Source organism: Bradyrhizobium sp. TM239 (genome assembly GCF_036247985.1).
GTDB classification, from domain to species: Bacteria; Pseudomonadota; Alphaproteobacteria; order Rhizobiales; family Xanthobacteraceae; genus Bradyrhizobium; species Bradyrhizobium ottawaense.
The window spans coordinates 72,649-96,414 of sequence record NZ_BTIR01000018.1 but is presented as its reverse complement, the minus strand read 5'-3'; the positions used below and the strand labels follow the sequence as shown (position 1 = coordinate 96,414).

21 protein-coding genes are annotated in these 23,766 nt (G+C 63.7%); 6 read left to right on the top strand and 15 right to left on the bottom strand.

Features of this window, described 5'->3' with window-relative positions; translation table 11 throughout:
- Nucleotides 1–21: 21 nt before the first annotated feature.
- From AABA84_RS27210 to AABA84_RS27185, 6 genes are read right to left on the bottom strand one after another with little or no spacing between them, the layout of a single operon-like run.
- Nucleotides 22–834, bottom strand: a complete 813-nt coding sequence (locus AABA84_RS27210) for an HAD family hydrolase (RefSeq protein WP_212248222.1) — start codon at nt 832–834, stop codon at nt 22–24.
- Between the two features lie 25 nt (nt 835–859).
- Nucleotides 860–1,390: a gluconokinase gene (locus AABA84_RS27205; RefSeq protein WP_338313703.1), complete on the bottom strand. Its 531-nt coding sequence runs from the start codon at nt 1,388–1,390 to the stop codon at nt 860–862.
- On the bottom strand, nt 1,377–2,126 hold the full coding sequence (gene pgl, locus AABA84_RS27200) for a 6-phosphogluconolactonase (RefSeq protein WP_338313702.1): 750 nt from the start codon (nt 2,124–2,126) through the stop codon (nt 1,377–1,379). Before pgl ends, AABA84_RS27205 begins: the two co-directional genes overlap by 14 nt.
- Nucleotides 2,126–3,637 (bottom strand): glucose-6-phosphate dehydrogenase, encoded by a 1,512-nt coding sequence (gene zwf / locus AABA84_RS27195; protein ID WP_212248218.1) that lies wholly within the window; start codon nt 3,635–3,637, stop codon nt 2,126–2,128. Before zwf ends, pgl begins: the two co-directional genes overlap by 1 nt.
- 38 nt (nt 3,638–3,675) lie before the next feature.
- Nucleotides 3,676–4,674, bottom strand: a complete 999-nt coding sequence (gene gnd / locus AABA84_RS27190; protein WP_212248216.1) for a phosphogluconate dehydrogenase (NAD(+)-dependent, decarboxylating) — start codon at nt 4,672–4,674, stop codon at nt 3,676–3,678.
- Nucleotides 4,675–4,687: 13 nt separating this feature from the next.
- Nucleotides 4,688–7,537: a bifunctional transaldolase/phosoglucose isomerase gene (locus AABA84_RS27185; RefSeq protein ID WP_338313701.1), complete on the bottom strand. Its 2,850-nt coding sequence runs from the start codon at nt 7,535–7,537 to the stop codon at nt 4,688–4,690.
- A gap of 304 nt (nt 7,538–7,841) precedes the next feature.
- Between AABA84_RS27185 and AABA84_RS27180 the strand changes: the two genes are divergently transcribed.
- From AABA84_RS27180 to AABA84_RS27165, 4 genes are all read left to right on the top strand, one after another.
- Complete coding sequence (locus AABA84_RS27180; RefSeq protein ID WP_212248212.1) at nt 7,842–8,495, top strand: STM3941 family protein; 654 nt, start codon at nt 7,842–7,844, stop codon at nt 8,493–8,495.
- 297 nt (nt 8,496–8,792) lie between these two features.
- Nucleotides 8,793–10,736, top strand: coding sequence for a PrkA family serine protein kinase (locus AABA84_RS27175; RefSeq protein ID WP_212248210.1), 1,944 nt, complete (start codon nt 8,793–8,795; stop codon nt 10,734–10,736).
- Nucleotides 10,737–10,755: 19 nt separating this feature from the next.
- Nucleotides 10,756–12,033, top strand: coding sequence for a YeaH/YhbH family protein (locus AABA84_RS27170; protein ID WP_212248449.1), 1,278 nt, complete (start codon nt 10,756–10,758; stop codon nt 12,031–12,033).
- Nucleotides 12,030–13,568: a SpoVR family protein gene (locus AABA84_RS27165; protein ID WP_212248208.1), complete on the top strand. Its 1,539-nt coding sequence runs from the start codon at nt 12,030–12,032 to the stop codon at nt 13,566–13,568. The genes AABA84_RS27170 and AABA84_RS27165 overlap by 4 nt, the downstream gene beginning before the upstream one ends.
- A gap of 230 nt (nt 13,569–13,798) precedes the next feature.
- On the opposite strand, the gene AABA84_RS27160 is transcribed toward AABA84_RS27165, so the two are convergent.
- The 6 genes from AABA84_RS27160 to AABA84_RS27135 all read right to left on the bottom strand — a co-directional run bounded on the left by AABA84_RS27160 (nt 13,799) and on the right by AABA84_RS27135 (nt 16,626).
- The gene (locus AABA84_RS27160) at nt 13,799–14,239 is read right to left on the bottom strand and encodes a DUF1801 domain-containing protein (RefSeq protein WP_212248206.1); all 441 of its coding nucleotides are present in this window, start codon (nt 14,237–14,239) and stop codon (nt 13,799–13,801) included.
- Nucleotides 14,236–14,445, bottom strand: a complete 210-nt coding sequence (locus AABA84_RS27155) for a hypothetical protein (RefSeq protein ID WP_433960973.1) — start codon at nt 14,443–14,445, stop codon at nt 14,236–14,238. Before AABA84_RS27155 ends, AABA84_RS27160 begins: the two co-directional genes overlap by 4 nt.
- Before the next feature lie 59 nt (nt 14,446–14,504).
- Nucleotides 14,505–14,936 (bottom strand): SRPBCC family protein, encoded by a 432-nt coding sequence (locus tag AABA84_RS27150; protein WP_212248202.1) that lies wholly within the window; start codon nt 14,934–14,936, stop codon nt 14,505–14,507.
- Nucleotides 14,933–15,256 carry an ArsR/SmtB family transcription factor gene (locus tag AABA84_RS27145; RefSeq protein WP_212248200.1) on the bottom strand — a complete coding sequence of 108 codons (324 nt, stop codon included), beginning with the start codon at nt 15,254–15,256 and terminating at the stop codon, nt 14,933–14,935. Before AABA84_RS27145 ends, AABA84_RS27150 begins: the two co-directional genes overlap by 4 nt.
- Nucleotides 15,257–15,517: 261 nt before the next feature.
- Nucleotides 15,518–15,967, bottom strand: a complete 450-nt coding sequence (locus tag AABA84_RS27140; protein WP_338305375.1) for a DsrE family protein — start codon at nt 15,965–15,967, stop codon at nt 15,518–15,520.
- Nucleotides 15,968–16,005: 38 nt separating this feature from the next.
- Nucleotides 16,006–16,626, bottom strand: coding sequence for a hypothetical protein (locus AABA84_RS27135; protein ID WP_212248198.1), 621 nt, complete (start codon nt 16,624–16,626; stop codon nt 16,006–16,008).
- A 301-nt stretch (nt 16,627–16,927) separates the two neighbouring features.
- Here AABA84_RS27135 and AABA84_RS27130 point away from each other — a divergent pair, with 301 nt between their 5' ends.
- Both AABA84_RS27130 and AABA84_RS27125 read left to right on the top strand, forming a co-directional pair.
- Nucleotides 16,928–18,478: an SUMF1/EgtB/PvdO family nonheme iron enzyme gene (locus AABA84_RS27130; protein ID WP_212248448.1), complete on the top strand. Its 1,551-nt coding sequence runs from the start codon at nt 16,928–16,930 to the stop codon at nt 18,476–18,478.
- 17 nt (nt 18,479–18,495) lie between these two features.
- Nucleotides 18,496–18,945: a DUF4399 domain-containing protein gene (locus tag AABA84_RS27125; RefSeq protein WP_338305374.1), complete on the top strand. Its 450-nt coding sequence runs from the start codon at nt 18,496–18,498 to the stop codon at nt 18,943–18,945.
- On the opposite strand, the gene AABA84_RS27120 is transcribed toward AABA84_RS27125, so the two are convergent.
- From AABA84_RS27120 to AABA84_RS27110, 3 genes are read right to left on the bottom strand one after another with little or no spacing between them, the layout of a single operon-like run.
- Nucleotides 18,946–20,001, bottom strand: a complete 1,056-nt coding sequence (locus AABA84_RS27120; protein ID WP_338313700.1) for a 2-oxoacid:ferredoxin oxidoreductase subunit beta — start codon at nt 19,999–20,001, stop codon at nt 18,946–18,948. It abuts the gene before it with no gap.
- The gene (locus AABA84_RS27115; RefSeq protein ID WP_212248195.1) at nt 19,998–21,845 is read right to left on the bottom strand and encodes a 2-oxoacid:acceptor oxidoreductase subunit alpha; all 1,848 of its coding nucleotides are present in this window, start codon (nt 21,843–21,845) and stop codon (nt 19,998–20,000) included. Before AABA84_RS27115 ends, AABA84_RS27120 begins: the two co-directional genes overlap by 4 nt.
- Nucleotides 21,815–23,614 (bottom strand): FAD-dependent oxidoreductase, encoded by a 1,800-nt coding sequence (locus AABA84_RS27110; protein ID WP_338313699.1) that lies wholly within the window; start codon nt 23,612–23,614, stop codon nt 21,815–21,817. The genes AABA84_RS27115 and AABA84_RS27110 overlap by 31 nt, the downstream gene beginning before the upstream one ends.
- Nucleotides 23,615–23,766: the final 152 nt, after the last annotated feature.

Genomic DNA, 23,766 nt, shown 5'->3' with positions numbered 1-23,766 from the left:
TCGAGGCTCTTCACATCAAGCTCAGCCAACCCCATTCCGCTTCAAGATCATCTCCATCGCCTCCGCAAAACCATCCTGCTCATTGGTAGCGGTGACGTGCGTCGCCTGGTCCTTGACGCTGTCGGTGGCGTTGCCCATGGCGATCGAGACGCCGCTGACGGCGAACATCGCGAGGTCGTTCTGCATGTCGCCGATGGTGGCGACGGCGCCGGTCTCAATGTCCAAGCGCTTGGCCATCGCCTCGACGAAGGTGCCCTTGTTGAAGCCGGGCGGGGTGATGTCGAGATAATAGGTCTGCGAACGCACGGCGGTGGCTTCGCTGCCGAGCGCCTTCTGCATCGCCTTCTCGCAAGCCTCGAGGCCGGCGGCATCGGCGCTGGCGCCGACGATCTTGCACGCACTGGCAAGGTAAGGCGAGAAATCCGTCACGATGGTGGGATCGGAGCGGATCGTATGCTGCTCATGCGCGACGTATTTGCCGCTCGGATTGTCGATTAGCCATTTGTCATAAGTGAACAGCCAGATGTCGGCGCCGAATTCGCGGAGGATTTTCAGGGACCGCTCGGCCGCGCTTGCCGGGATGAGATGCTGCTCCACCGGCCGCATCTCGGGATCGACGATCGAGGAGCCGTTGAACGGGCCGACGGGTAGCCAGAGCGCCAGCGGCTCGATCAGGAAGCGCATGCCGATGGCGGGACGACTGGACGTGATGGTGAAGCCGATGCCGGCCTTGTGCAGCCGCTGCACCGCACTCCTCGCACGTTCCGTCAGCGTCTTGTCCTTGGTCAGCAGCGTGCCGTCGACGTCGGACACCACGAGGGAGATTTGCGTCATGACAGAACCTTCAGGTTTCCAGGTCTCAGCGCTTCGCCCCGCCCAGCTTCAGCTGCCGCACGATGCCGTCCACGATCGCTTCGACGGTTTCGTCGATCGAGACGGTGATGACGTGCTCGCCCGCCTCCGGCGGCTCCAGCGTGTCGAACTGGCTCGTCAGCAGCCCCGGCGGCATGAAATGGCCCTTGCGTTGCGCGAGCCGCTCGGCGATCAGCTCCTTGGTGCCCTTCAGGAACACGAAGCGGACGTCGTCGCGTCCACGCAGCAGCACGTCGCGATAGGTGTGCTTCAGTGCCGAGCAGGCGATGATGACATGCCCGCCCTCGTCGCAAACCCGGGCGATCTCGTCGGCGATGGCGTTGAGCCAGGGCCAGCGGTCCTCGTCGGTGAGGGGATGGCCGGCCCGCATCTTCTCGACATTGCCGGCGGGATGAAAGCTGTCGCCGTCCTCGAAGCGCCAGCCGAGCCGCTCGCCGAGCGCTTCCGCGACCGTGCTCTTGCCCGAACCCGACACGCCCATCACGATCAATGCACAAGGTGCTTCAACGCCCGCCACGAATTCCCTCCGGAAGCGCGGCCTGGTCGACCAGCCAGACGGTCTCACCATTCGAGCGCGCGCGTAACGCCGGCAGAGTCTCGCCATTGACGAGGCGCGTCAAGATCGGCTGCTTGTCGTGCCCGGCAATCTCGAACAGCATTTCGCGGCAGGACGCCAGAGCGGGCAAAGTGAGCGACACCCGCGGCACGAAAGGCGCGACATTGGCTTTGGGCACCCCGACGACCCAGCGTTCGGTCTCCTCGATTTCGGGGAAGCCCGGGAAGAGCGAGGCGGTGTGGCCGTCGGGGCCGGCGCCCATCAGCACCAGATCGAACAGCGGCCGCGCCGGATCGAGACTTTCAGAACCGTAGAAGGCCTGCAGCTCGCGCGCATAGGCCTCGGCGCTTCGGTCCGGATTGTCGGCCGTGGTCGGGATCGGGTGGATATGGCCGGACGGCGCATTGCGGTCGAGAAACGTCGCGCGCGCGACCACCATGTTGTTGAGGGGATCGCTGTCGGGCACGAACCGCTCGTCTCCGATGAACCAGTGCACGCGGTCCCACGGGATCTTGCCACGCCAGGGGGCGCTGCCGAGCAATTGATAGAGCTTCTTCGGGCTGGAGCCGCCGGTGAGGCAGATCGCGATGCGCGAGGGGTTGGCGGCGATCCGCGCCATCACCCGCTCGGCCGCGGCCTGCGCCAGCGCCCCGGCGTCGGCCACGGCGATCAGCTTCGGCAGTCCGGCCGCCGCCATCACGAAAATTTCCGCCAGCTTCGTCCGTCGCGCCGGAGCAGCTCGTCGGCGCAGGCCGGGCCGTCGCTGCCGGCTTCGTAGGTCTCGATGCCGTTGGTGCCCGCGCTTTTCCAGGCGTCCAGGAACGGCTGCACCGCCTGCCATCCGGCCTCGATGCCGTCGGCGCGCTGGAACAGGATGTTGTCGCCGATCATGCAGTCGTAGATCAGCGTCTCGTAGCCGGTCGAGGGGTCGGCTCGGAAATAATCGCCATAGCGGAACTTCATCTCGACGCCGTCGATGGTGACGCTCGGTCCCGGGATCTTGGCATTGAACTGAAGCTCGATGGTCTCGGTCGGCGCAATGCCGATGGTGAGAAAGTTCTGCGACAGGCGATCGACTGTCGTGCCTGAGAACATCGACAGCGGTGCCTGCTTGAACTTGATCGCGACCTCGGTGCGCTTGTGGCCCAGCGCCTTGCCGGTGCGCAAATAGAAGGGCACGCCGGCCCAGCGCCAATTGTCGATCATCAGCTTCAGCGCAACGAAAGTCTCGGTGCTGCTGCCGGGCTTGACGTCCTCGGTCTTGCGATAGTCCGGGATATCGTCGTCGCCGACGCGGCCTGCGAGATATTGCGCGCGGACCGAGTTTCTCAGCGCATCCTCCCGGCTCGGCTGCTGGATCGACGTGAGCACCTCGGCCTTCTCGGAGCGCACGGAATGGGCGTCGAAGCGGGCCGGCGGCTCCATTGCGACCAGCGACATCAGCTGGAACAGATGGTTCGGCACCATGTCGCGCAGCGCGCCGGTGGCATCGTAGAAGCCGCCGCGATGGCCGACGCCGAGCTTCTCCTCCACCGTGATCTGGATGTGGTCGATGTGGTTGCGATTCCAGATCGGCTCGAACATGCCGTTGGCAAAGCGCAGCACCAGGATGTTCTGCACGGTCTCCTTGCCGAGATAATGATCGATCCGGTAGATCTGGTGCTCGTCCATGATCTTCAGCAACTCGGCGTTCAGCGCCTTGGCCGAGGCGAGGTCGGTCCCGAACGGCTTTTCGATCACCAGCCGCCGCCAGGCGCCGTTCTCCTTCATCATGCCGGTGCGGCCGAGCTCGCGCGCCGTCGGTGCGAACGCAGTGGGCGGCGTTGCCAGATAGAACAGCCGGTTGCCGCCGGTTTCCTGCGCGCATTCCAGCGAATCCAGGTGCTCGCGCAGGCGATCGAACGACGGCGGGTCCTTCGGATCGGCCTCGACGAAGGTCACGCATTCCAGCAGCTTCTTTGCGATGTCGTCGTCCACGGGACGGGTCGCGAACTGGCGCAGTCCCTTCAACAGGCTGTTGCGCAGTTCGTCATCCGACTGCCCCCTGCGGGCCACGCCGACGACGCAGAACTTTTCCGGCAACAGATGCTCGGCCGCCAGATTGTAGAGCGACGGCATCACCAGCCGATGAGTGAGGTCGCCGGTCACGCCAAAGATGACGAAGGCGCAATTTTCCGGCTTGCGCTTTACTTGCGGGTCTTTTGTCACGAATTGTCGGCCTTCGCTTGGGTACGCTTACTGAGCTCTTATTTGGACTTCGCGGCGCCCGGCTGCTTCGGCTCCTTGTGGCCGCCAAAACCCGCGCGCATCGCGGAGAGAATTTTTTCGGCGAAGGTGTGTTCCTGGCGGGAACGGAAACGTGTGTAGAGCGCCGCGGTCAAAACTTCGGCCGGCACGGCCTCGTCGATCGCCGCATTGACGGTCCAGCGTCCTTCGCCGGAATCCTCCACGAAGCCGGAATATTCCGCGAGCTGCGGACTGTCGGCGAGCGCCGTCGAGGTGAGGTCGAGCAGCCAGGACGGGATCACGCTGCCGCGCCGCCACACTTCGGCGATGTCGGCGAGATCGAAATCGTAGCGGTGATCCGCCGGGAGAGCCTCGATGTTGGCGTTCTTGAGGATGTCGAACCCTTCGGCATAGGCCTGCATCAGGCCGTATTCGATGCCGTTGTGGATCATCTTGACGAAATGGCCGGCGCCGACGGGGCCGGCATGGATGTAGCCCTGCTCGATGCGGGGATCGCGGCCGTCGCGTCCTTCCGTGCGCGGAATGTCGCCGGCGCCGGGCGCCAGCGCGGCGAAGATCGGATCGAGCCGGTCGACCACCTGCTTCTCGCCGCCGATCATCATGCAATAGCCGCGGTCGAGACCCCAGACGCCGCCGGATGTGCCGACGTCGACATAGTGGATGCCGCGTTCCTTCAGCGCCTTGCCGCGGCGGACATCGTCCTGCCAGAAGGTGTTGCCGCCATCGATGATGACGTCGCCCGCCTGCATCACGCCCGCGATGGTGTCGATCGTGGTCTGGGTGATGTGCCCCGCAGGCAGCATCACCCAGGCCGTGCGCGGCCGCTCGAGCTTCGCGATGAAGTCCTCGAGCGTCGCGGAGCCGACCGCGCCGTCGGCGGCGAGGCCCGCGACGGCCTTGGCGTCCTTGTCATAGACCACGGTCGAATGTCCGTGGCGCATCAGGCGGCGAACGATGTTGCCGCCCATTCGGCCGAGGCCGATCATGCCGAGTTGCATCTGCAATATTCCCTTAGTTCAGCGCGTCGTTAAGCGCCGCATTGAGTGCCGCAAGACCCTTCTTGAGCCCGCCCTTGAGGTGCACGCGCAGCGCACGCCGGCCGCGTTCGGTGAGCACGTCGAAATCGCCGCGTGCCTGCGCCGCCTTGATCACGCCAAAGCTGGCCTTCTGGCCCGGCACCGCCAGGTCCTTGGCATCATCAGCGGTGATCTGGAGGAACACGCCGCTGTCGGGTCCGCCCTTGTAGGCCTGCCCCGTGGAGTGCAGGAAGCGCGGTCCGAACTCGGCACAGGTCGCGACCTGCCGCTTCTCACGCACCTCTAGCCGCATGGCCTGGAGCGCGTCGATGGTCACCTTGTCCCGCGCGATATAGCCGAGCAGGGCGACGTAGTCGCCGTGGTTGGAGCGCGAAAGATGCGCCTTGAGCCACGAGGTGAGGTCGCCGTTGGCGCCGGCGGCGCGCAGCGCAGTCGCGTTGGCTTCGTCGGTGTAGAGATCGGCCTCATCGGTGCTGACCACCGGCTGCTCTTCCGGCAACGTGCCGGTCTTCTCGAACGATGCCGTGAGCTCGCGAGTCTTGATCTTGGCCGCTTCCACGTCCGGCTGGTCGAACGGGTTGATGCCGAGGATCGAGCCGGCCACGGCGGTTGCCATCTCGAAGCGGAAGAACTCCTGGCCGAGATGGTCGATCGACTTCATGACGATGCGCACGAGGGGGTGGCCGGCCGCTTCGATCGCGGCGAGCTGCGAGTCATGGGCGGCGTCCGCCTCGCCTTCGATGCGAATGTCGACGAAGAAGCGGTCATTGCCGTAAGAAGAGGGGTCGCCCAGCGGCTCGCCCTCGATCGGGATCAGGCCCTTGCCCTCTTTGCCGGTCGATTCCGCGATGAGCTGTTCGGCCCAGGCGCCGAAATCGGCGATCTTCTCCGACGCCAGGATCGTCACCTTGTCGCGGCCTTCGAGCCCCGCGAGCCCCATGGCGAGGCCGAGCTGCACGCCCGGGTTTTCGCTCGGCGGCACGTCCGGCCCGCAGGATCGGGCCATCGCGATCGCATGCTTGACGAAGGTCTTGACGTCGATGCCGGCGGTTGCCGCCGGCACGAGGCCGAACGGCGACAGCACCGAATAGCGGCCGCCGATCGACGGCTCGCCATGGAAGATGCGGGCGTAATTCAGCTTCTTGGCCGCCTTCTCCAGCGACGAGCCGGGATCGGTCACCGCGATGAAGCGGTGGCCGGTCTTCACCTTGGGCCCGACCGCCTTGGCAACCTGCTGATGGAAATAGTCCTTCATCGCGTTCGGCTCGGTGGTGCCGCCGGACTTGCTGGAAACGATGAACACGGTGTTGGCGATGTCGATCCGGGCCTCCATCGCCCGCACCTGCGCCGGATCGGTGGAGTCGAGCACATGCAGCTTCGGGAAGCCGGGCCTTTTCCCAAAAGTCTCGGCCAGCACCTCCGGCCCGAGGCTCGATCCGCCCATGCCGAGCACGACGGCGTCGGAGAATTTCTGGCCCTTCACGCGGCCGGCATAGTCCTCGTAATCGGCGACGTCGGCCCTGGCGGCGCTGTCGAGCCAGCCGAGCCATTTGTCCTCGTCCGAGCCGGTCCAGACCGACTTGTCACGCTGCCACAGCCTGCGGATCTTGGCGGATGCACGCCATTCCTCCGTGCTCTTGGCCACGGCCTTGCCGAGCCCGTCGCCGAGCGAGAGAAGCTGGCGGTCCAGCGCGGGCCCAAGCACGGTGGCGCGCTTGTGGGCGACGGCGCCGTAGAGCTTGTCGGCGGCGTCTGCGAACAGCTTGACGCCGTCCTTGACCAGCTCCTCGGTGATGGCATCGAGCAAGACGCCGGAGCGCTCCAGCTCTTCCAGCACGCGGTAGGCGTCCTCGACGTTCTCTTCCAGGCTGTCGCGCGGCTTGCCGTGGTCACGGAACGCATCCAGCGTTGCCGGCGGCACGGTGTTGATGGTGTCGGGACCGATCAGCTCCTCGACATAGAGGACGTCGCTGTAATCCTTGTTCTTGGTCCCGGTCGAGGCCCACAGCATGCGCTGCGGCTTGGCACCCTTGGCGGCGAGCTTTTCCCAGCGCGGGCCCGAGAACAGGCGCTTGTAGTCCTGGTAGGCGACCTTGGCGTTGGCGATCGCGACCTTGCCCTTGAGCGCGGCGAGCCGCTCCTTCTCGGACGGGTCGTTGGCGCGGGCGATCTTGTCGTCGAGCTGCTTGTCGACCACGGAGTCGATGCGGCTGACGAAGAAGCTCGCCACGCTCGCGACATGCGAGGGATCGCCGCCGCCTGCGACGTATGTTTCGAGGCCGGCGATGTAGGCTTCGGCGACCTCCAGGTAGACTGCCTTGGAGAACAGCAGCGTGATGTTGATGCTGATGCCGTCGCCGATCAGCTGCTCGATCGCCGGCAGGCCCTCGGGCGTCGCCGGCACCTTCACCATCAGGTTCTTGCGGCCAACGTCCTTCCAGAGCCGCCGTGCTTCGGCCACCGTGCCTGACGTGTCCATGGCGAGATAGGGCGAGACCTCCAGGCTGACATAGCCGTCGCCGCCCTTGAGGCGGTCATAGACCGGGCGCAGCACGTCGGCCGCATTCTGGATGTCCTCGACCGCGACGGCCTCGAACAAATCGGCCACGGTCCGGTCGGCGCGCTTCAGCGCCTTGCCGATCGGGGCGTCATATTCGTCCGAGCTGCCGATCGCCTTCTCGAAGATCGAGGGGTTGGAGGTGACGCCCTTGACGCCGTCGGTCTCGATTAGCCGCTTCAGGTCGCCCTTGGCGATGAAGCCGCGGGCCAGGAAGTCCAGCCAGACGGCTTGTCCGTGCTTTTCCAGTTCTTTGACGGGATTCATGATGCTTATTTATCTCCAAGCCTGCGGGCGAGGGGTTTCCGCGCCGGTCCTGACGCGCTATCCTCTAGCTTACATGCTCCCGGGAGGGAACCAATCAAGGGCACAGGCGTCATACCCTCCAGTGTAACTCCGTCGCGATCATGGCGATCCGGGCGGCAGCAGCGGTTGTTGCGTAAAAAGTCGTTGGCCGAAGGTTCGGCCGGGTCTCGTTGCGTAACATTGGCCGCTTCGTCGTCAGCCATTGGCTGCGTGGAGTGCCATCAGCGGATTGCGATCCGTCTGGTGCATCGTGGCTCGGCCGCGAATGGCCATGCTGGGGAAATGCATGCACGCCCATCCTGAAGGTCTGGCGTTCGCTGTCGCCGACAGCCAGCAGTCGGCTGCGACCGTCGACGCTTCCCACGATCTCGAAATCAGTCGATGCGCGACGCAGTTGCGGCTGCTGGTCGCGGCGGGCTTTGCGATGACCCTGCTCAGCGCGAGCCTCGCCTTCGACTGGTGGGACGGTTTGGGCGACTACGACACGACGCTCGGCTATGCCGGCGTCGCACTGTTCGGCCTGGTGACCTGCCGGCTGATCTGGATGCTGCCCGCCGAACGGGGAGCGGTGGTGGTCGTCACCCCCTACGGCATCCGCGATCTCCGCATCGGCAATGAATTTCTGCCGTGGGATTCGATTGCGGAGATTTCGGCTGAGAAAAGCCGCGGCCACAAGATGATCGTGCTGACGCCGACGCCGGCCTTGCAGCAGCAGCTCTGCGGCATCCGCGATCTGGCCCGTTGCGCGCGAAACGATCGCATCGTCATCCTGTCGGAGGGCCTGGCGACCGATTTTGATACATTGCTGCGTGCTTGCCGCGACTGCCACGCTGCCAGCACTCCGCGCGCCGCATTGCAGCAGGAAGATGAACGCGGCAACCCAGGCGGCGCTCAAGGCTTCGCCGTACAAGCGTCATAAGATCGCCGCTCGCCGATCGCTATGCTGCAGCGCCGGATGGTCTCATCCCCGGTAACGCCCGGATGTTGCGACCAAGTGACATTTTCTGGAAATGAGCCAATATAGACAGAGATTCGCACAAATTACGGGCAGGTGCCTGTTCGTAACTCAACGAGTGCCTACGTTGTGCGTTGCGTCGTGTCGGCACCCGGGTGTCCAATGATCGTCATGTGCTCACGCTGATTCGAAATGGCCTGAGGAACGGTCCGGTAACTGCTTTCGTTTCAGCTTGTAGCGGAACTCACGCGGAGAGGGATCATGTACAACGATTCTTTATTCAACGCTTTCGCTCGGTCGTTCGAGGCGAGAAGCCAGCACGACATGTCGATGGCGGAATATCTGGAATCGTGTCGAAGCGATCCCATGAAATACGCGAACGCGGCCGAACGACTACTAGCAGCGATCGGTGACCCCCAGACGATTGACACGGCCAAGGATACCCGCCTTGGCCGTATTTTTTTGAACCGTACGATCCGTACCTATCCGGCCTTCGCCGGGTTCTACGGCATGGAAGAAACCATCGAGCGCATCGTTGGTTTCTTCCGCCATGCGGCGCAAGGTCTCGAAGAGCGCAAGCAGATCCTCTATCTGCTCGGCCCGGTCGGCGGTGGCAAATCCTCGCTCGCCGAGCGGCTGAAGTCGCTGATGGAAGTGCATCCGATCTACGTGCTCAAGGCCGGCGATGAACTCTCGCCTGTGTTCGAGAGCCCGCTCAGCCTGTTCGATCCCGATCATCTCGGGCCGATGCTGGAAGAGAAGTACGGCATTCCGCGCCGTCGTCTCACCGGCCTGATGAGCCCGTGGTGCTACAAGCGGCTGGAAGCCTTCGGCGGCGATATCTCCCAGTTTCGTGTCGCAAAAATCCAGCCGTCGCGGCTGCGCCAGATTGCGATCTCCAAGACCGAGCCCGGTGACGAGAACAACCAGGACATCTCCTCGCTGGTCGGCAAGGTCGATATCCGCAAGCTCGAGACCTACGCGCAGAACGACCCCGACGCCTACAGCTATTCCGGCGGCCTCAACCGCGCCAACCAGGGCGTGCTCGAATTCGTCGAGATGTTCAAGGCGCCGATCAAGATGCTGCACCCGCTGCTGACCGCGACGCAGGAAGGCAACTATATCGGCACCGAAAACATCGGCGCGATCCCGTTCACCGGTGTCATCCTCGCGCACTCCAACGAGGCTGAGTGGTCGAGCTTCAAGGCCAACAAGAACAACGAGGCCTTCATCGACCGCATCTGCGTGATCAAGGTGCCCTATTGCCTGCGGATCACCGAGGAGCAGAAGATCTACGAGAAACTGATTCAGGGATCCGAACTCGCGGCGGCGCCTTGCGCGCCTTCGACGCTGGAGACGCTGGCGCGGTTCTCGGTGATGTCTCGCCTGCGCAAGCACGAGAATTCCACGGTGTTCGCCAAGATGCGGGTCTACGACGGCGAAAGCCTGAAGGAATCCGATCCGAAGGCGCGCAGCGTCCAGGAATACCGCGATGCCGCCGGTGTCGACGAGGGCATGGACGGCGTCTCCACCCGCTTTGCCTTCAAGATCCTGGCCGCGACCTTCAACCACGATCCGCAGGAAGTCGCCGCCGACGCCGTCCATCTGATGTACGCGCTGGAGCAGTCGATCAAGCGCGAGCAGCTGCCCGAGGAAGTCGAGAAGCGCTACCTCGAATTCATCAAGGCGGATCTGGCGCCGCGCTACGCCGAGTTCATCGGCAACGAGATCCAGAAGGCTTATCTGGAATCCTACTCGGATTACGGCCAGAATCTGTTCGACCGCTACGTCGATTATGCCGATGCCTGGATCGAGGACCAGGACTTCAAGGATCCCGACACCGGCCAGCTGCTCGATCGCGAGCTTTTGAACCAGGAGCTGACCAAAATCGAGAAGCCGGCGGGCATCGCCAACCCCAAGGACTTCCGCAACGAGGTCGTCAAATTCTCGTTACGGTCGCGGGCCCAGAACGGTGGCAAAAATCCGACCTGGACCTCCTACGAGAAGATTCGCGACGTGATCGAAAAGAGGATATTCTCGCAAGTCGAGGACCTGCTTCCGGTCATTTCTTTCGGATCGAAGAAGGACGGCGAGACGGAGAAGAAGCACGGCGAGTTCGTCTCACGCATGGTGGAGCGTGGCTACACCGAGCGTCAGGTTCGCCGGCTCGTCGAATGGTACATGCGTGTGAAGCAGGCCGGTTGAGGCGGATGGTAAAGTGCCCATTCACATTATTGACAGGCGCCTGAATCCAGGCGGCAAGAGTCTTGAGAACCGCCAGCGGTTCTTGCGTCGGGCCAAATCCCTGGTGCAGGGCGCCGTCAAGAAGACCTCGCAGGAACGCGACATCAAGGACGTCCTGGAGGGGGGTGAGGTCACGATCCCGCTCGACGGCATGCACGAGCCGCGCTTCCGCCGCGAAGGCGGAACGCGCGACATGGTGCTGCCCGGGAACAAGAAGTTCATCGAGGGGGACTATCTCCAGCGCTCCGGCCAGGGCAGCGCCAAGAACTCCGGTCCGGGCGAAGGCGACAGCGAGGACGCCTTCCGCTTCGTGCTCTCCCGCGACGAGTTCGTCGATCTCTTCCTCGACGATCTCGAGCTGCCGGATCTTGCCAAGCGCAAGATCGCGCAGACCGAGAGCGAGGGCATTCAGCGCGCCGGCTACACCACGTCGGGCTCGCCCGCCAACATCTCGGTGAGCCGGACGGTGAAGCTGGCGCTCGCCCGCCGCATCGCGCTCAAGCGTCCCCGCAAGGAGGAGATCGAGGAGCTGGAAGCCGCGATCGCCGCCTGCACCGACGAGGACGAGCGTGAGGTGCTTCTCGCCCAGCTCGAAAAGCTGAAGGCGAAGTCCAAGCGCATTCCCTTCATCGATCCGCTCGACATCCGCTACCGCCGCTTCGAGACGGTGCCGAAGCCGGTGGCGCAGGCGGTGATGTTCTGCCTGATGGACGTGTCGGGCTCGATGTCCGAGCACATGAAGGATCTCGCCAAGCGCTTCTACATGCTGCTCTACGTGTTCCTGAAGCGGCGCTACAAGCACGTCGAGATCGTCTTCATCCGCCACACCGACCGCGCCGAGGAGGTGGACGAGCAGACCTTCTTCTATGGCCCGGCCTCTGGCGGCACGCTGGTCTCGAGCGCGCTGCAGGCGATGCACGAGATCGTGCGTGAGCGCTTCAATCCGTCGGACTGGAATATCTATGCCGCGCAGGCTTCCGACGGTGACAATTCCTATTCCGACGGCGAGCTCACCGGCCTCCTGCTGACCGACAAGATCCTGCCGGTCTGTCAGTTCTTTGCCTATCTCGAGGTCGGTGAATCAGGCGGCAGCGCCTTCGATCTCTCCGACTCCTCGCTCTGGACCCTTTACGAGCGCCTGCGCAACAGCGGCGCGCCGCTCTCGATGCGCAAGGTCTCGGAGCGCAGCGAGATCTTTCCGGTGTTCCACGATCTGTTCCAGCGCCGCGAAACTGCCCAGGAGAAAGCCGCTCCATGACGGAACGATTGTTCGAAGGCGCGGATTGGGATTTCCACACCTTGCAGCGCATCACCGATGCCTGCGAGATGGTGGCGACGAAAGATCTCGGGCTCGACGTCTATCCGAACCAGATCGAGGTCATCACCGCCGAGCAGATGCTGGATGCCTACTCCTCCGTCGGCATGCCGCTGTTCTACAAGCACTGGTCGTTCGGCAAGCAGTTCGCGTTTCACGAGGCGTCCTATCGCAAGGGCCTGATGGGGCTCGCCTATGAGATCGTGATCAACTCCTCGCCGTGCATCTCCTATCTGATGGAGGAGAACACGGCGACGATGCAGACGCTGGTGATCGCGCACGCCGCTTTCGGCCATAATCACTTCTTCAAGAACAACTATCTGTTCAAGCAGTGGACCGACGCCGACGGCATCCTGGATTATCTCGACTTCGCCAAGACGTATGTCATGCAATGCGAGGAGCGCTACGGCCGCGTCGAGGTCGAGCGCACGCTCGATGCCGCGCATGCGCTGATGTCGCACGGCATCGACCGCTATCCCGGCAAGAAGAAGCTGGACCTGCGCGCCGAAGAGAAGCGGGCAGGGCGGCGTCGCCAGCACGAGGAGGAGGTCTTCAACGACCTCTGGCGCACCGTTCCCAAGGGCGCGGCCAAGAGCCGGTCCGCGCTCAGCATCGAGCGCCGCCGCAAGCTGCTCGGCCTGCCGCAGGAAAATCTGCTCTACTTCCTGGAGAAGAGTGCGCCGCGGCTGGCGCCGTGGCAACGCGAGCTGCTGCGCATCGTCCGCCACATCGCGCAGTATTTCTACCCGCAGAGCCAGACCAAGGTGATGAACGAGGGGACGGCCACCTACGTCCACTATCGCATCATGACCAAGCTGCACGAGCAGGGCCGCATCACCGACGGCAATTTCCTGGAATTCCTGGGATCCCACACCAACGTGGTGTTCCAGCCCGAATTCGACGACCCGCGCTTCTCCGGATTCAACCCCTATGCGCTCGGCTTTGCCGTGATGCAGGACATCGAGCGCATCGTCACCAAACCGGAGGACGAGGACCGCGAATGGTTCCCCGACATCGCCGGCAAGGGCGATGTGATGGGCGTGCTGCGCGACGTCTGGGCCAACTACCGCGATGAAAGCTTCATCGCGCAGTTCCTGAGCCCGAAGCTGATGCGGCACTTCCGCATGTTCCATCTGCACGACGATCCCGAGGAGCGCGCCGGCATCCGGGTCGATGCCATCCACGACGAGCGCGGCTTCCGCCGCGTGCGGCGCGAGCTGGCGCGGCAGCACGATGTCGGTTACATCGATGCCAATATCGAGGTGGTCGACGTCGATCTCTCCGGCGACCGCCGCCTGATCCTGCACCATCACGTCATCAAGGGCTCGCAGCTCAACGAGACCGATGCGAAGCGGGTGCTGCAGCACCTGGCCGATCTCTGGACCTACGACGTCGCGCTGATCGAGGTCGATGCAAACGACAAGGTCATGCGCGAATACGTCGTCAGCCCGCGCCCGATCCCGGCGGCGGTGGCTTGAGGCAGTCCGGCTCTGCTTGACGCCTGATGAGTGAGACTCGACGAGCGCTCCAACAGAGGTGCGCTCCCTCCCTCGCTTGCGGGGGAGGGTTGGGGAGAGGGTCTCTCCTCAGTGGGACTCCCCAGAGGAGAGAGCCCCCACCCGGCGCTTCGCGCCGACCTCCCCCGCAAGCGGGAGAGGTTGCAGCGAGTTCGCGGCTGCTTGGGCGATCAAAATGAATTCATGGTGTTTCAGCCCGATCGCTTCTTCGCCGCCTTTTTCTTCTTGCTTGCATTCAGCTCCACCGCCGCGCGGATCAGCGCCTTCAACGCCTTTTCGTTGATCTTGTCGCCTTCGCGAATGTCGATCGCGCGCCGGACATTGCCGTCGAGGCTGGAATTGAACAGGCCGGCCGGGTCGTCCAGCGCCGCACCCCTGGCAAAGGTCATCTTCACCACTTCCTTGTAGGTCTCGCCGGTGCAGATGATGCCGTCGTGCTCCCACACGGGAACGCCGCGCCATTTCCACTCTTCGACGACCTCGGGATCGGCCTGCTTGATCAGGCCGCGGACCCGCGCCAGCATTTCGCCGCGCCAGTCGCCGAGCTCCTTGATCCTGCCGTCGATCAGCTTGGCGGGCGGGGCTCCGTCCGCCACCTTCTCCGCGTTCTTCTTCGTCACCGCCTTCTTCATGACCTCGCCTCACCATGCGCGCCGCGCCGGCCGAGATAAGGCAGCGCGAACAGATAGAGCCCGGTCGCCAGCAGCGGGATCAGCGGGACGAGCGCCAGGAAGCCGATCCAGACGGCCTGGAGCTGCATGGTCATGGCGACGATGTTGGCGATGACGGCGAGCGTGAAAGCCACCGACAGCCAACGATGGATCTGACGAATCCACATGTCTGTGCTCAACGGGATCTCCTTCTAGAAATGATTGGAATGGATATGGCCGGCCGGAGCTATTCCCCCCGCGCCAGCACCTCGTCCAGCTTGGCAAGGAACTGCTTCCAGCCGGCATGCGCGCCGCCGTAGGCCTGCTTCTGCGTCGGGCTGAAGCCCGCCTGCTCGACGCGCAGATGCGTGCCCGCGCCGGTCGGCGTCAGCGTGAAGGTGACGACGCTCTTGAGGTCGAACGCGGCGTCCTCATGCGAGAAATTCCAGGTGTAGGCGAGCGTCTTCTGCGGCTCGATCGTGAGCACCTCGCAATCCAGCACGCCGCCCCATTCACCGCGGAGATTGAAGCGGTGACCGACCGATGGCTTGAAGTCATTCTTCATCAGCCATTCCTCGATCAGATGCGGCTGCGTCAGTGCGCGCCAGAGCCGTTCGGCCGTAAAGGCAAATTCGCGCTCGACGACGACGGAGCGGGTCTGGCTTGTGGCGTCAGTCATTGGTCCATCCTCTTCAGGAGATCGTCGAGTGCGTCGAGCCGCCTCTGCCAGAATCCGGTCATCTGGCTGGTCCAGTCGAGCAGCGGATCGAGTGCGCCGGGCTGCGCGCTGTAATGGGTCTGCCGTCCCTCATGGCGGTCGCGCACCAGGCCGGCCAGCTTCAACGCGCCGAGATGTTTCGAGACCGCCGGCTGGGAGACGCCGGATTTCACGGTCAGGGCCCCGACCGTCTGCTCCCCCTCGCGGCACAGCCGCTCGAAGATCGCCCGCCTTGTGGGGTCGGCGAGCGTCCTGAACAGGAGATCGGGGGCGAGGGACATGGAAATCCATAACCAGGAAGTTATGGGTTAACTCATAACCGGGAAGTTATGGATAAGTCAAGCATGATGGCGGCGGCGGGAGCTTTGAAGCGGTAGGCACCCGCGGGCGCGACTTACCTCTCCCGCTTGCGGGAGAGGTCGACGCGAAGCGTCGGGTGAGGGTTCTCTCCTCTGGGGGTCTTCATTGCGGAGGCACCCTCTCCCCAACCCCTCCCCGCAAACGGGGGAGGGGCGCACCTTTCTCGTGGCAACCGCAATGCCCTACGGGCGCAAGTACAAATACCCCTGCGACTGCAGCTCGGCCAACCTGACCACGCCACCTTTCTCCGCACTGACGAAGCCCGGCAACAGCTCGGTGAGCGACACGTTCTGCGCCTTCATCGTGTTGCCGCAGGCGGCGAGCTCGACGCCGTCCTTGGAGAATTCGCCGACGCGCTTGCTGATGTCGGGGTTGGCCTGCGCCGAGTGGAATGCCTTCAGCGCCGGCCCGTGGATCACCAGCGCGATCGTGACGTGATCAGGACCGCCGACGCCTTCGATGTGGTTCTGGATGTTGCCGAGCACGAAGTTGACCTTCTCGGCATCGCTGAGATGGTAGACCACTTTCAGCTTGTTGCCCGTGCCCGCTTCCGTCCCGGCTTTCGCGCTGGAGGCACCGAATGCCGCGCCCAGGGCCGAGATTGAGCTCCACAAGATGTTCCGGCGGTTCATGGCGATCTCCCTCGACTGACTTTGCCGGAGGCATATCATCATTTGTGGCGCAGCGCGGCGAGTTCCTTGCGGTCGGTCACCAGCGAAGCGCACTCGCTATTGTCGGTGCGGTCCAGGCGGAAAATCCTGTCGTCGGCACCGCCGACCAGCGACTGCTCGGCCTCCTCATCCGGCTTGTTGTTCTGCCAGACGCGGACCCGTTCGAGCCGCACGATCGTCGATTTGTCGTCTTTGGACAGCGCAACGCCGATGCCACCGCCCTCGCAATCGACACCGCAACCGAGGCGAACCTCGTTGCCGTCCTTGGTGAATACGGCGTGGTTACAAGAACCGCTGGAGTCGAAATCGCCGGAGCGATGGCGATACCTGAAGCCGAGGCGGAAGGAGTTGTGGAGCTCCTTGTCTTCCTTGTCCAATTCGGCCGAGATCAGCAGCTTCATCGAAGCGACCTTCTGCTTCGGATGCCGCGCCAGATGCTCCGCATCGTAGCGGCGGACGAAACAGGCGTAGGCCTTGTTGCCGGGAGGCCCCGCATACATGCGCGTGTTGAAGGTCTCGGCCTCGGCCTTGCTGGCCTCGCGGATGTCGTCTGCCTCCTCCGCGTGGGCCGCGCTGATGAGTGCGGCAACGGCGAGGGCAGCCAGGAGAGAAAGCTTCATGATGCCTCGAGCGCAGTAGTTGAGCTGTAGGCTGTAGACGCGGCCCAAGTGCGACGCGTTCAATCTTCGCAAGTCGCACATGATCATCGCAGCGCGGAGCGGGATGGATAGTTCCAGGCAGTGCGTTAGTCACCGGCAGGGCGAGGAAGGTTCAATCGACGTGACGCCTTCGACCTCCGGAACTCGATGCTCGCGAGTCCTTCGACATTGCCCCATTTCATCAATGTGATAGCCTTCACAGACGATCGCCTTGAGCGGTCGTAAGCTGGGGTGCCTTTGTAGGTTTGTGGAGTCCCCCGCAATGGGCGAAATTCGCAACTTCAGACCCGGAAGTCAGGATGAGCCGCCTCCACACGGCCCAATGCCTCGTCGTCTCGCAGCCATCATCGTCGGTGACATCGCTTCCTACAGCCGCATGATGCAGGCCGACGAGGAGGGCACGCATGTCCGCGTCAAGCGGATCGAGCGTGATCTCATCCAGCCCAGCATCGTCGAACATCATGGGGCGCTGGTGAAGACAACGGGCGATGGCTTCATCGCGATCTTCGACAGTCCTGTCGAGGCCGTTCGCTGCAGCATTGTCATCCAGCAGAACCTCATCGGCCGCAATGCCTCGCTTCCGAAGCATTCCCGGCTCGAATACCGGATCGGCGTCAATCTCGGTGACGTGATCGTGGAGCCGGACGATGTCTACGGCGACGGAGTCAACATCGCCACACGTATCGAGGGTATCGCCGAGCCCGGTCAGGTCTATATCTCAGGCGCGATCTACGAGCAGATCAAGCACAAGGTGGTGTGCGGCTACGAGTCGCTCGGGGATCGCAAGGTCAAGAACATCACGGATCCGGTGCGCGTCTATCGCGTGCTACCGGACGCAGATGCCGTCGGAAGTACGCGAGGACGGCGCGAGAATACTCTGATCTTCCTCCTTGGCATCACGCTGCTGGTGATTGCGACCGGCGTGCTGTGGTATCTGCTGGCGCAGCCGCAGGGTAGAGTGGGCGAGCAGGCCGCTGCGCCGGCTGCGTCCCCGAGCCCACAGGCCCCGCCGCGCGAAGCGGCGACGCAAACGCCGCAACCATCTCCGTCATTGGCATCGTCGCCGGCACCGGCGCCCAGCCCGTCGGCCGCGCCGCCCAGCCTGTCGGTCGCACCGCCCAGCCCATCGGCCCCGCCGCTCCGCGAACCAGAGATGATCGCCATTCGCGGTGGCAGTTTTGCGATGGGGAGCAATGACGATCCGACCGAACGTCCTGTCCACCAGGTCACCGTCAAACCGTTCTCGATCGGCAAATATCCGGTGACCGTGCAGGAATGGAACGAATGCGCGGCCGCAAAGGCGTGCAGCTTCACCGCTACCGGCAAAGACGATGCGCCGATCAGCAATGTGAGCTGGACCGACGCGCAGCAATATGCGGGGTATCTCGCGCAGGCGACGAAGAAGCCCTACCGGCTTCCGAGCGAAGCCGAATGGGAATACGCGGCGCGCGGCGGCACGCAGAGCAAATATTGGTGGGGCGACAAGCTCCAGCCAGGCATGGCCGGATGCAAGGATTGCGGTGACCTTGCGGCCGAGCAGCCCGCGAAGGTCGGCAGCTTCAAGCCGAATCCGTTCGGCCTCCACGACATGGGTGGCGGTATCGATCAGTGGGTCGAGGACTGCTGGCACAAGACCTATCAGGGCGCGCCCACTGACGGCTCGGCATGGAGTGGCGGGGACTGCAGCTCGCACGTTCTGCGCTCGGGCTCGTGGAAGAACGATGCGAGATATGTGAGGCCATCCAATCGCGATGGCTACGATACCAATGTTCGATATCCGACGCATGGATTCCGCGTCGCGCTCGGTCCTTAAGCCCAGGAGCAGGTTTGATGCAAATCCTTCGCTGCATCGCGCTGTCAGCGGCGATCGCATTGCTTCCGGGCGCAGCCTTGTCGCAAGGCAAGGCCGCCCCGAAGGATGCGAAGCTCTATTTCATCACGCCGCATGACGGACAGAAGGTTCGTGGTGGCTTCTGGGTCAGGTTCGGCTTGCGCAATATGGGAGTCACTCATGCCGGCGACGACTACCAGAACGCCGGTCATCACCATCTGTTCGTCGACGTCAACGACCCCATCGATTCCAAGGAGCCGATCCCGCAGGACAAGTCGCACCTGCATTTCGGCGCAGGGCAGACCGAAACCTTGCTCGACCTTCCGCCGGGGACGCACACGTTGCAACTGGTGCTCGGCGACGCCAGGCACTATCCGTTCGAGCCGCCTGTCGTGTCGGAGAAGATCACCATACGCGTCAGATCGCCTGCTTTAGAGCGGCGGAGATGATCACCGCAGGCTGGCGTTGATCTTGTCCAGCGCCGCCGAACCCGGGCACAGCGTGTCCGCCTCCAGCGTGTTGAGCGGCGTGGCGACCGTGTTGAGGTGCTCGTGCAGGTCTTCGGCGTCGGGGTCGACGTAGAGAAGCCCGGTGACGATCTGGCCCTTGGCGGCGTGCCGCGCGAGGAAGGTCTGGGCCCCGAGCCGATCATGCGGATCGTAGTCGGCGTCGATCTTGCGCAGTGCGATCTTGCTGCCGTCGTGCTGCTCGACCATTTGCACCGTGCCGGGCGCGTAGTCGACGGCAATGGGATCGCGGCCGACCAGCACGTCGAGCCGGTTCACGGCGTCGTTGTGCTCGCGGACATAGTCGAAGCTCTTGGTCGAGCCGGCATGGTTGTTGAAGGCGATGCAGGGGCTGATGACGTCGATGAAGGAGGCGCCCTTGTGGCGGATCGCGGCCGCGATCAGCGGCACCAGCTGGGTCTTGTCGCCGGAGAAGCTGCGCGCCACGAAGGTGGCGCCCAGCTGCAGCGCGATCGCGACGAGGTCGATGGCGTTGTCGGTGTTGGTGACGCCCTTCTTGGACTTCGAGCCGCGGTCGGCGGTGGCCGAGAACTGGCCCTTGGTCAGCCCGTAGACGCCGTTGTTCTCGACGATATAGGTCATGTTGACGCCGCGCCGGATCGAATGCGCGAACTGGCCGAAGCCGATCGAGGCGCTGTCGCCGTCGCCGGACACGCCGAGATAGATCAGATCGCGGTTGGCCAGGTTGGCGCCGGTGAGCACGGATGGCATGCGGCCGTGCACGGAGTTGAAGCCGTGCGAATTGCCGAGGAAATAGTCCGGCGTCTTCGACGAGCAGCCGATGCCGGAGATCTTCGCCACCCGGTGCGGCTCGATCGAGAGCTCGTAGCAGGCCTCGATGATCGAGGCCGTGATCGAATCATGGCCGCAGCCGGCGCACAGCGTCGAGATCTTGCCCTCGTAGTCGCGATGGGTGTAGCCGAGCTCGTTCTTCTTGAGGCCGGGATGATGGAATTTCGGCTTTGCGATGTAGGTCATGACACGGCCTTGCGGAGCGGGGTCACCTTGAGGTGATCCTGGTGGTCGCCAATGGCTTTCGCGATGAAACGGGCGGTGATCGGCGAGCCGTCATAGTGCACGATCGGCACGAGGCGCACCGGGTCGATGCCGTTCTCGTTGACGATCAGCTGGCGGAGCTGGCTGTCGCGGTTCTGCTCGACGACGTAGACGAAATCGTGCTCGGCGAGGAAGCTCGCCACGCTCGAATGGAATGGGAAGGCGCGGATGCGCAGGCGGTCGAGCTGATGCCCGCGCGCTTCCAAGAGACCGATCGCCTCGTCCATCGCCGGCGAGGTCGAGCCGAAATAGATCACGCCGTATTTGGTCGGCCGCTCCGCATTGGCCTGCAGCGGCCGCGGTACCAGGTCCTGCGCGGTCTCGAACTTGCGCATCAGGCGCTGCATGTTGTCGGCGTAGACCGAGCCTTCCTCGGAGTAGCGCGCATAGCGATCACGCGAGGTGCCGCGGGTGAAATAGGAGCCTTTGGTCGGGTGCGTGCCGGGATAGGTGCGGTAGGGGATACCGTCGCCGTCGACGTCGAGATAGCGGCCGAAGTCGCGCCCCTCTTCCAGCATCTCCTCGGTCATCACCTTGCCGCGGTCGTATTGCCTTGCGTCGTCCCACTTCAGCGGGCGGCAGAGCCGGTGGTTCATGCCGATGTCGAGGTCGAGCATCAGGAAGATCGTGGTCTGCAGCCGCTCGGCGAGATCGAAGGCGGCGGCCGCGAACTCGAAGGCCTCGGCGGGATCTTCGGGGAACAGCAGCACGTGCTTGGTGTCGCCATGCGAAGCATAGGCGCAGGCGATGATGTCGCATTGCTGGGTGCGGGTCGGCATGCCCGTCGAGGGACCGGCGCGCTGGATGTTCATGATCACGGCCGGAATCTCGGCGAAGTATGAGAGGCCGATGAATTCCGTCATCAAGGAGATGCCGGGGCCGGAGGTTGCGGTGAACGCGCGGGCGCCGTTCCAGGACGCGCCGATGACGATGCCGATCGAAGCCAGCTCGTCCTCGCCCTGCACGATCGCATACTTCGCCTTGCCGGTCTCAGGGTCGTGGCGGTACTTCTTGCAATGGCTGGTGAAGGCTTCCGCCACCGACGAGGACGGAGTGATCGGATACCACGCGCACACCGTCGCGCCGCCATAGACGGCGCCGAGCGCGGCAGCGCTGTTGCCCTCGATGAAGATGCGGTCGCCGACCTTGTCGGATTTCTTCACCCGCAGCCCGAGCGGGCATTTCAAATTCTGCAGCGCCCAGTCGCGCCCCAAATGCAGTGCGTGGACGTTGGAGGAGAGCAGTTTCTCCTTGCCCTTGTACTGCTCGCCGATCAGCTGTTCGATCAGCTTCGGGTCCATGTCGAGCAGCGCCGAGAGCGCGCCGAGATAGATGATGTTCTTGAACAGCTGGCGCTGGCGCGGATCGGTGTAGGTCGAGTTGGTGATGGCGGTGAGCGGCACGCCGATCACGGTGATGTCGTCGCGGAATTTGGTCGACGGCATCGGCTTGGTGGAATCGTAGAACAGATAGCCGCCGGGCTCGATGCCGGCGACGTCCTTGTCCCAGGTCTGCGGGTTCATCGCGACCATCATGTCGACGCCGCCGCGGGCGCCGAGATGGCCGTCCTCGGTCACCCGCACCTCGTACCAGGTCGGCAGGCCCTGGATGTTGGAGGGGAAGATGTTGCGCGGGGAGACCGGGACGCCGTGGCGCAGGATCGCGCGTGCGAACATTTCGTTGGCGCTGGCCGAGCCCGAGCCGTTGACGTTGGCGAAGCGGACGACGAAGTCGTTTACGCTGCTGATCGGCTTTTTGTCGGGCATGTCGAACCTGCGTGGGTCATCTCGATGAAATATTTCTGCATGTCCCAGGCGCCGGTGGGACAGCGCTCGGCGCACAGCCCGCAATGCAGGCAGACGTCCTCATCCTTCACCATTACGCGCCCGGTTTTGAGATCCGAGGAGACGTAGAGGTCCTGGTCCGGATGCGGCGAGGGCGCCTTCAGGCGCTGGCGCAGGTCGCTTTCCTCGCCGTTGCCGGTGAAGGTGATGCAATCCATCGGGCAGATGTCCGCGCAGGCATCGCATTCGATGCAGAGCGAGGTCGAGAACACGGTTTGGACGTCGCAGTTCAGGCAGCGCTCGGCTTCGCCCAGCGCCAGCTTGACGTCGTAGCCGAGCTCGACCTCGGCGCGGATGTCCTTCAGCGCGATCACCTTGTCGCGATGCGGCACCTTGTAGCGCTTGTCGATCGAGATGTCGTTGTCATAGCTCCATTCGTGGATGCCCATCTTCTGCGATGAGACATGCACGTCGGGCAGCGGACGCTCGGTAATGTCCTCACCCGAGAGCATCTTGTGGATCGACAGCGCGGCGTCATGGCCGTGCGCCACCGCCCAGATGATGTTCTTCGGGCCGAATGCAGCATCGCCGCCGAAGAACACCTTTGGATTGGTCGAGGCGAATGTCTTGGGATCGACCTTGGGCATGTGCCATTTGTCGAACTCGATGCCGCAATCCTGCTCGATCCAGGGGAAGGCGTTCTCCTGGCCGACTGCGACCAGCACGTCGTCGCAGGGAATGGTCTGATCGGGGTCGCCCGAAGGCACGAGGTTACGGCGGCCCTTGGCGTCAAATTCGGCTTTGACGTGCTGGAAGGTGACGCCGATGAGCTTGCCGGCGACGTGCTTGAATGCAACCGGCACCATGTAATTGAGGATCGGAATATCCTCGTGGATTGCGTCCTCCTTCTCCCACGGCGAGGCCTTCATCTCCTCGAAGCCGGAGCGCACGATCACCGTGACTTTCTCGCCGCCGAGGCGGCGCGCGGTGCGGCAGCAATCCATCGCGGTGTTGCCGCCGCCGAGCACGATCACGCGCTTGCCGATCTTGTCGACATGGCCGAACGAGACCGAGGCCAGCCACTCGATGCCGATATGGATGTTGCCAGCCGCTTCCTTGCGGCCGGGAATGTCGAGCTCGCGGCCGCGCGGCGCGCCGGAGCCGACGAAGATCGCGTCGTATTTCTCCGCGAGCAGCGCCTTCATGCTCTCGATGCGGTGGCCGCCCTTGAAGTCGACGCCGAGACCCAGGATGTAGCCGGTCTCCTCGTCGATCACCGAATTGGGCAGGCGGAATTTCGGGATCTGCGTGCGCATCATGCCGCCGGCTTCCGGATCGGCATCGAACACGGTGCAGTGGTAGCCGAGCGGCGCCAGATCGCGCGCCACCGTCAGCGAGGCCGGACCACCGCCGACGAAGGCAACGCGTTTGCCGTTCTTCGGTGAGGGGCGCGGCAGGCGCTGCTTGATGTCGTCCTTGAAATCGGCGGCGACGCGCTTGAGCCGGCAGATCGCGACCGGCGTCTCCTCGACACGTCCGCGGCGGCACGCCGGCTCGCATGGACGATCGCAGGTGCGTCCCAGAATTCCGGGAAACACGTTCGATTTCCAATTGATCATGTAGGCGTCGCTGTAGCGGCCTTGTGCGATCAGTCGGATATATTCGGGAACCGGGGTGTGCGCAGGACAGGCCCATTGGCAATCGACTACCTTGTGAAAGTAGTCGGGGGCCGCGATATCGGTCGGTTTCATTCCTACCCTGTCCGCGCAGGCCCAAAGACCCGGCGGCCTCTTCTGAGCTTGGCGAACGCTTAACGCGCGTCGATCTGGTTTCTGAATGACGTCATTGGGTTAGCTTATTAGAACCTCTCCGAAGTACAACGGCAAAGTTTTGCGCGTCCCCT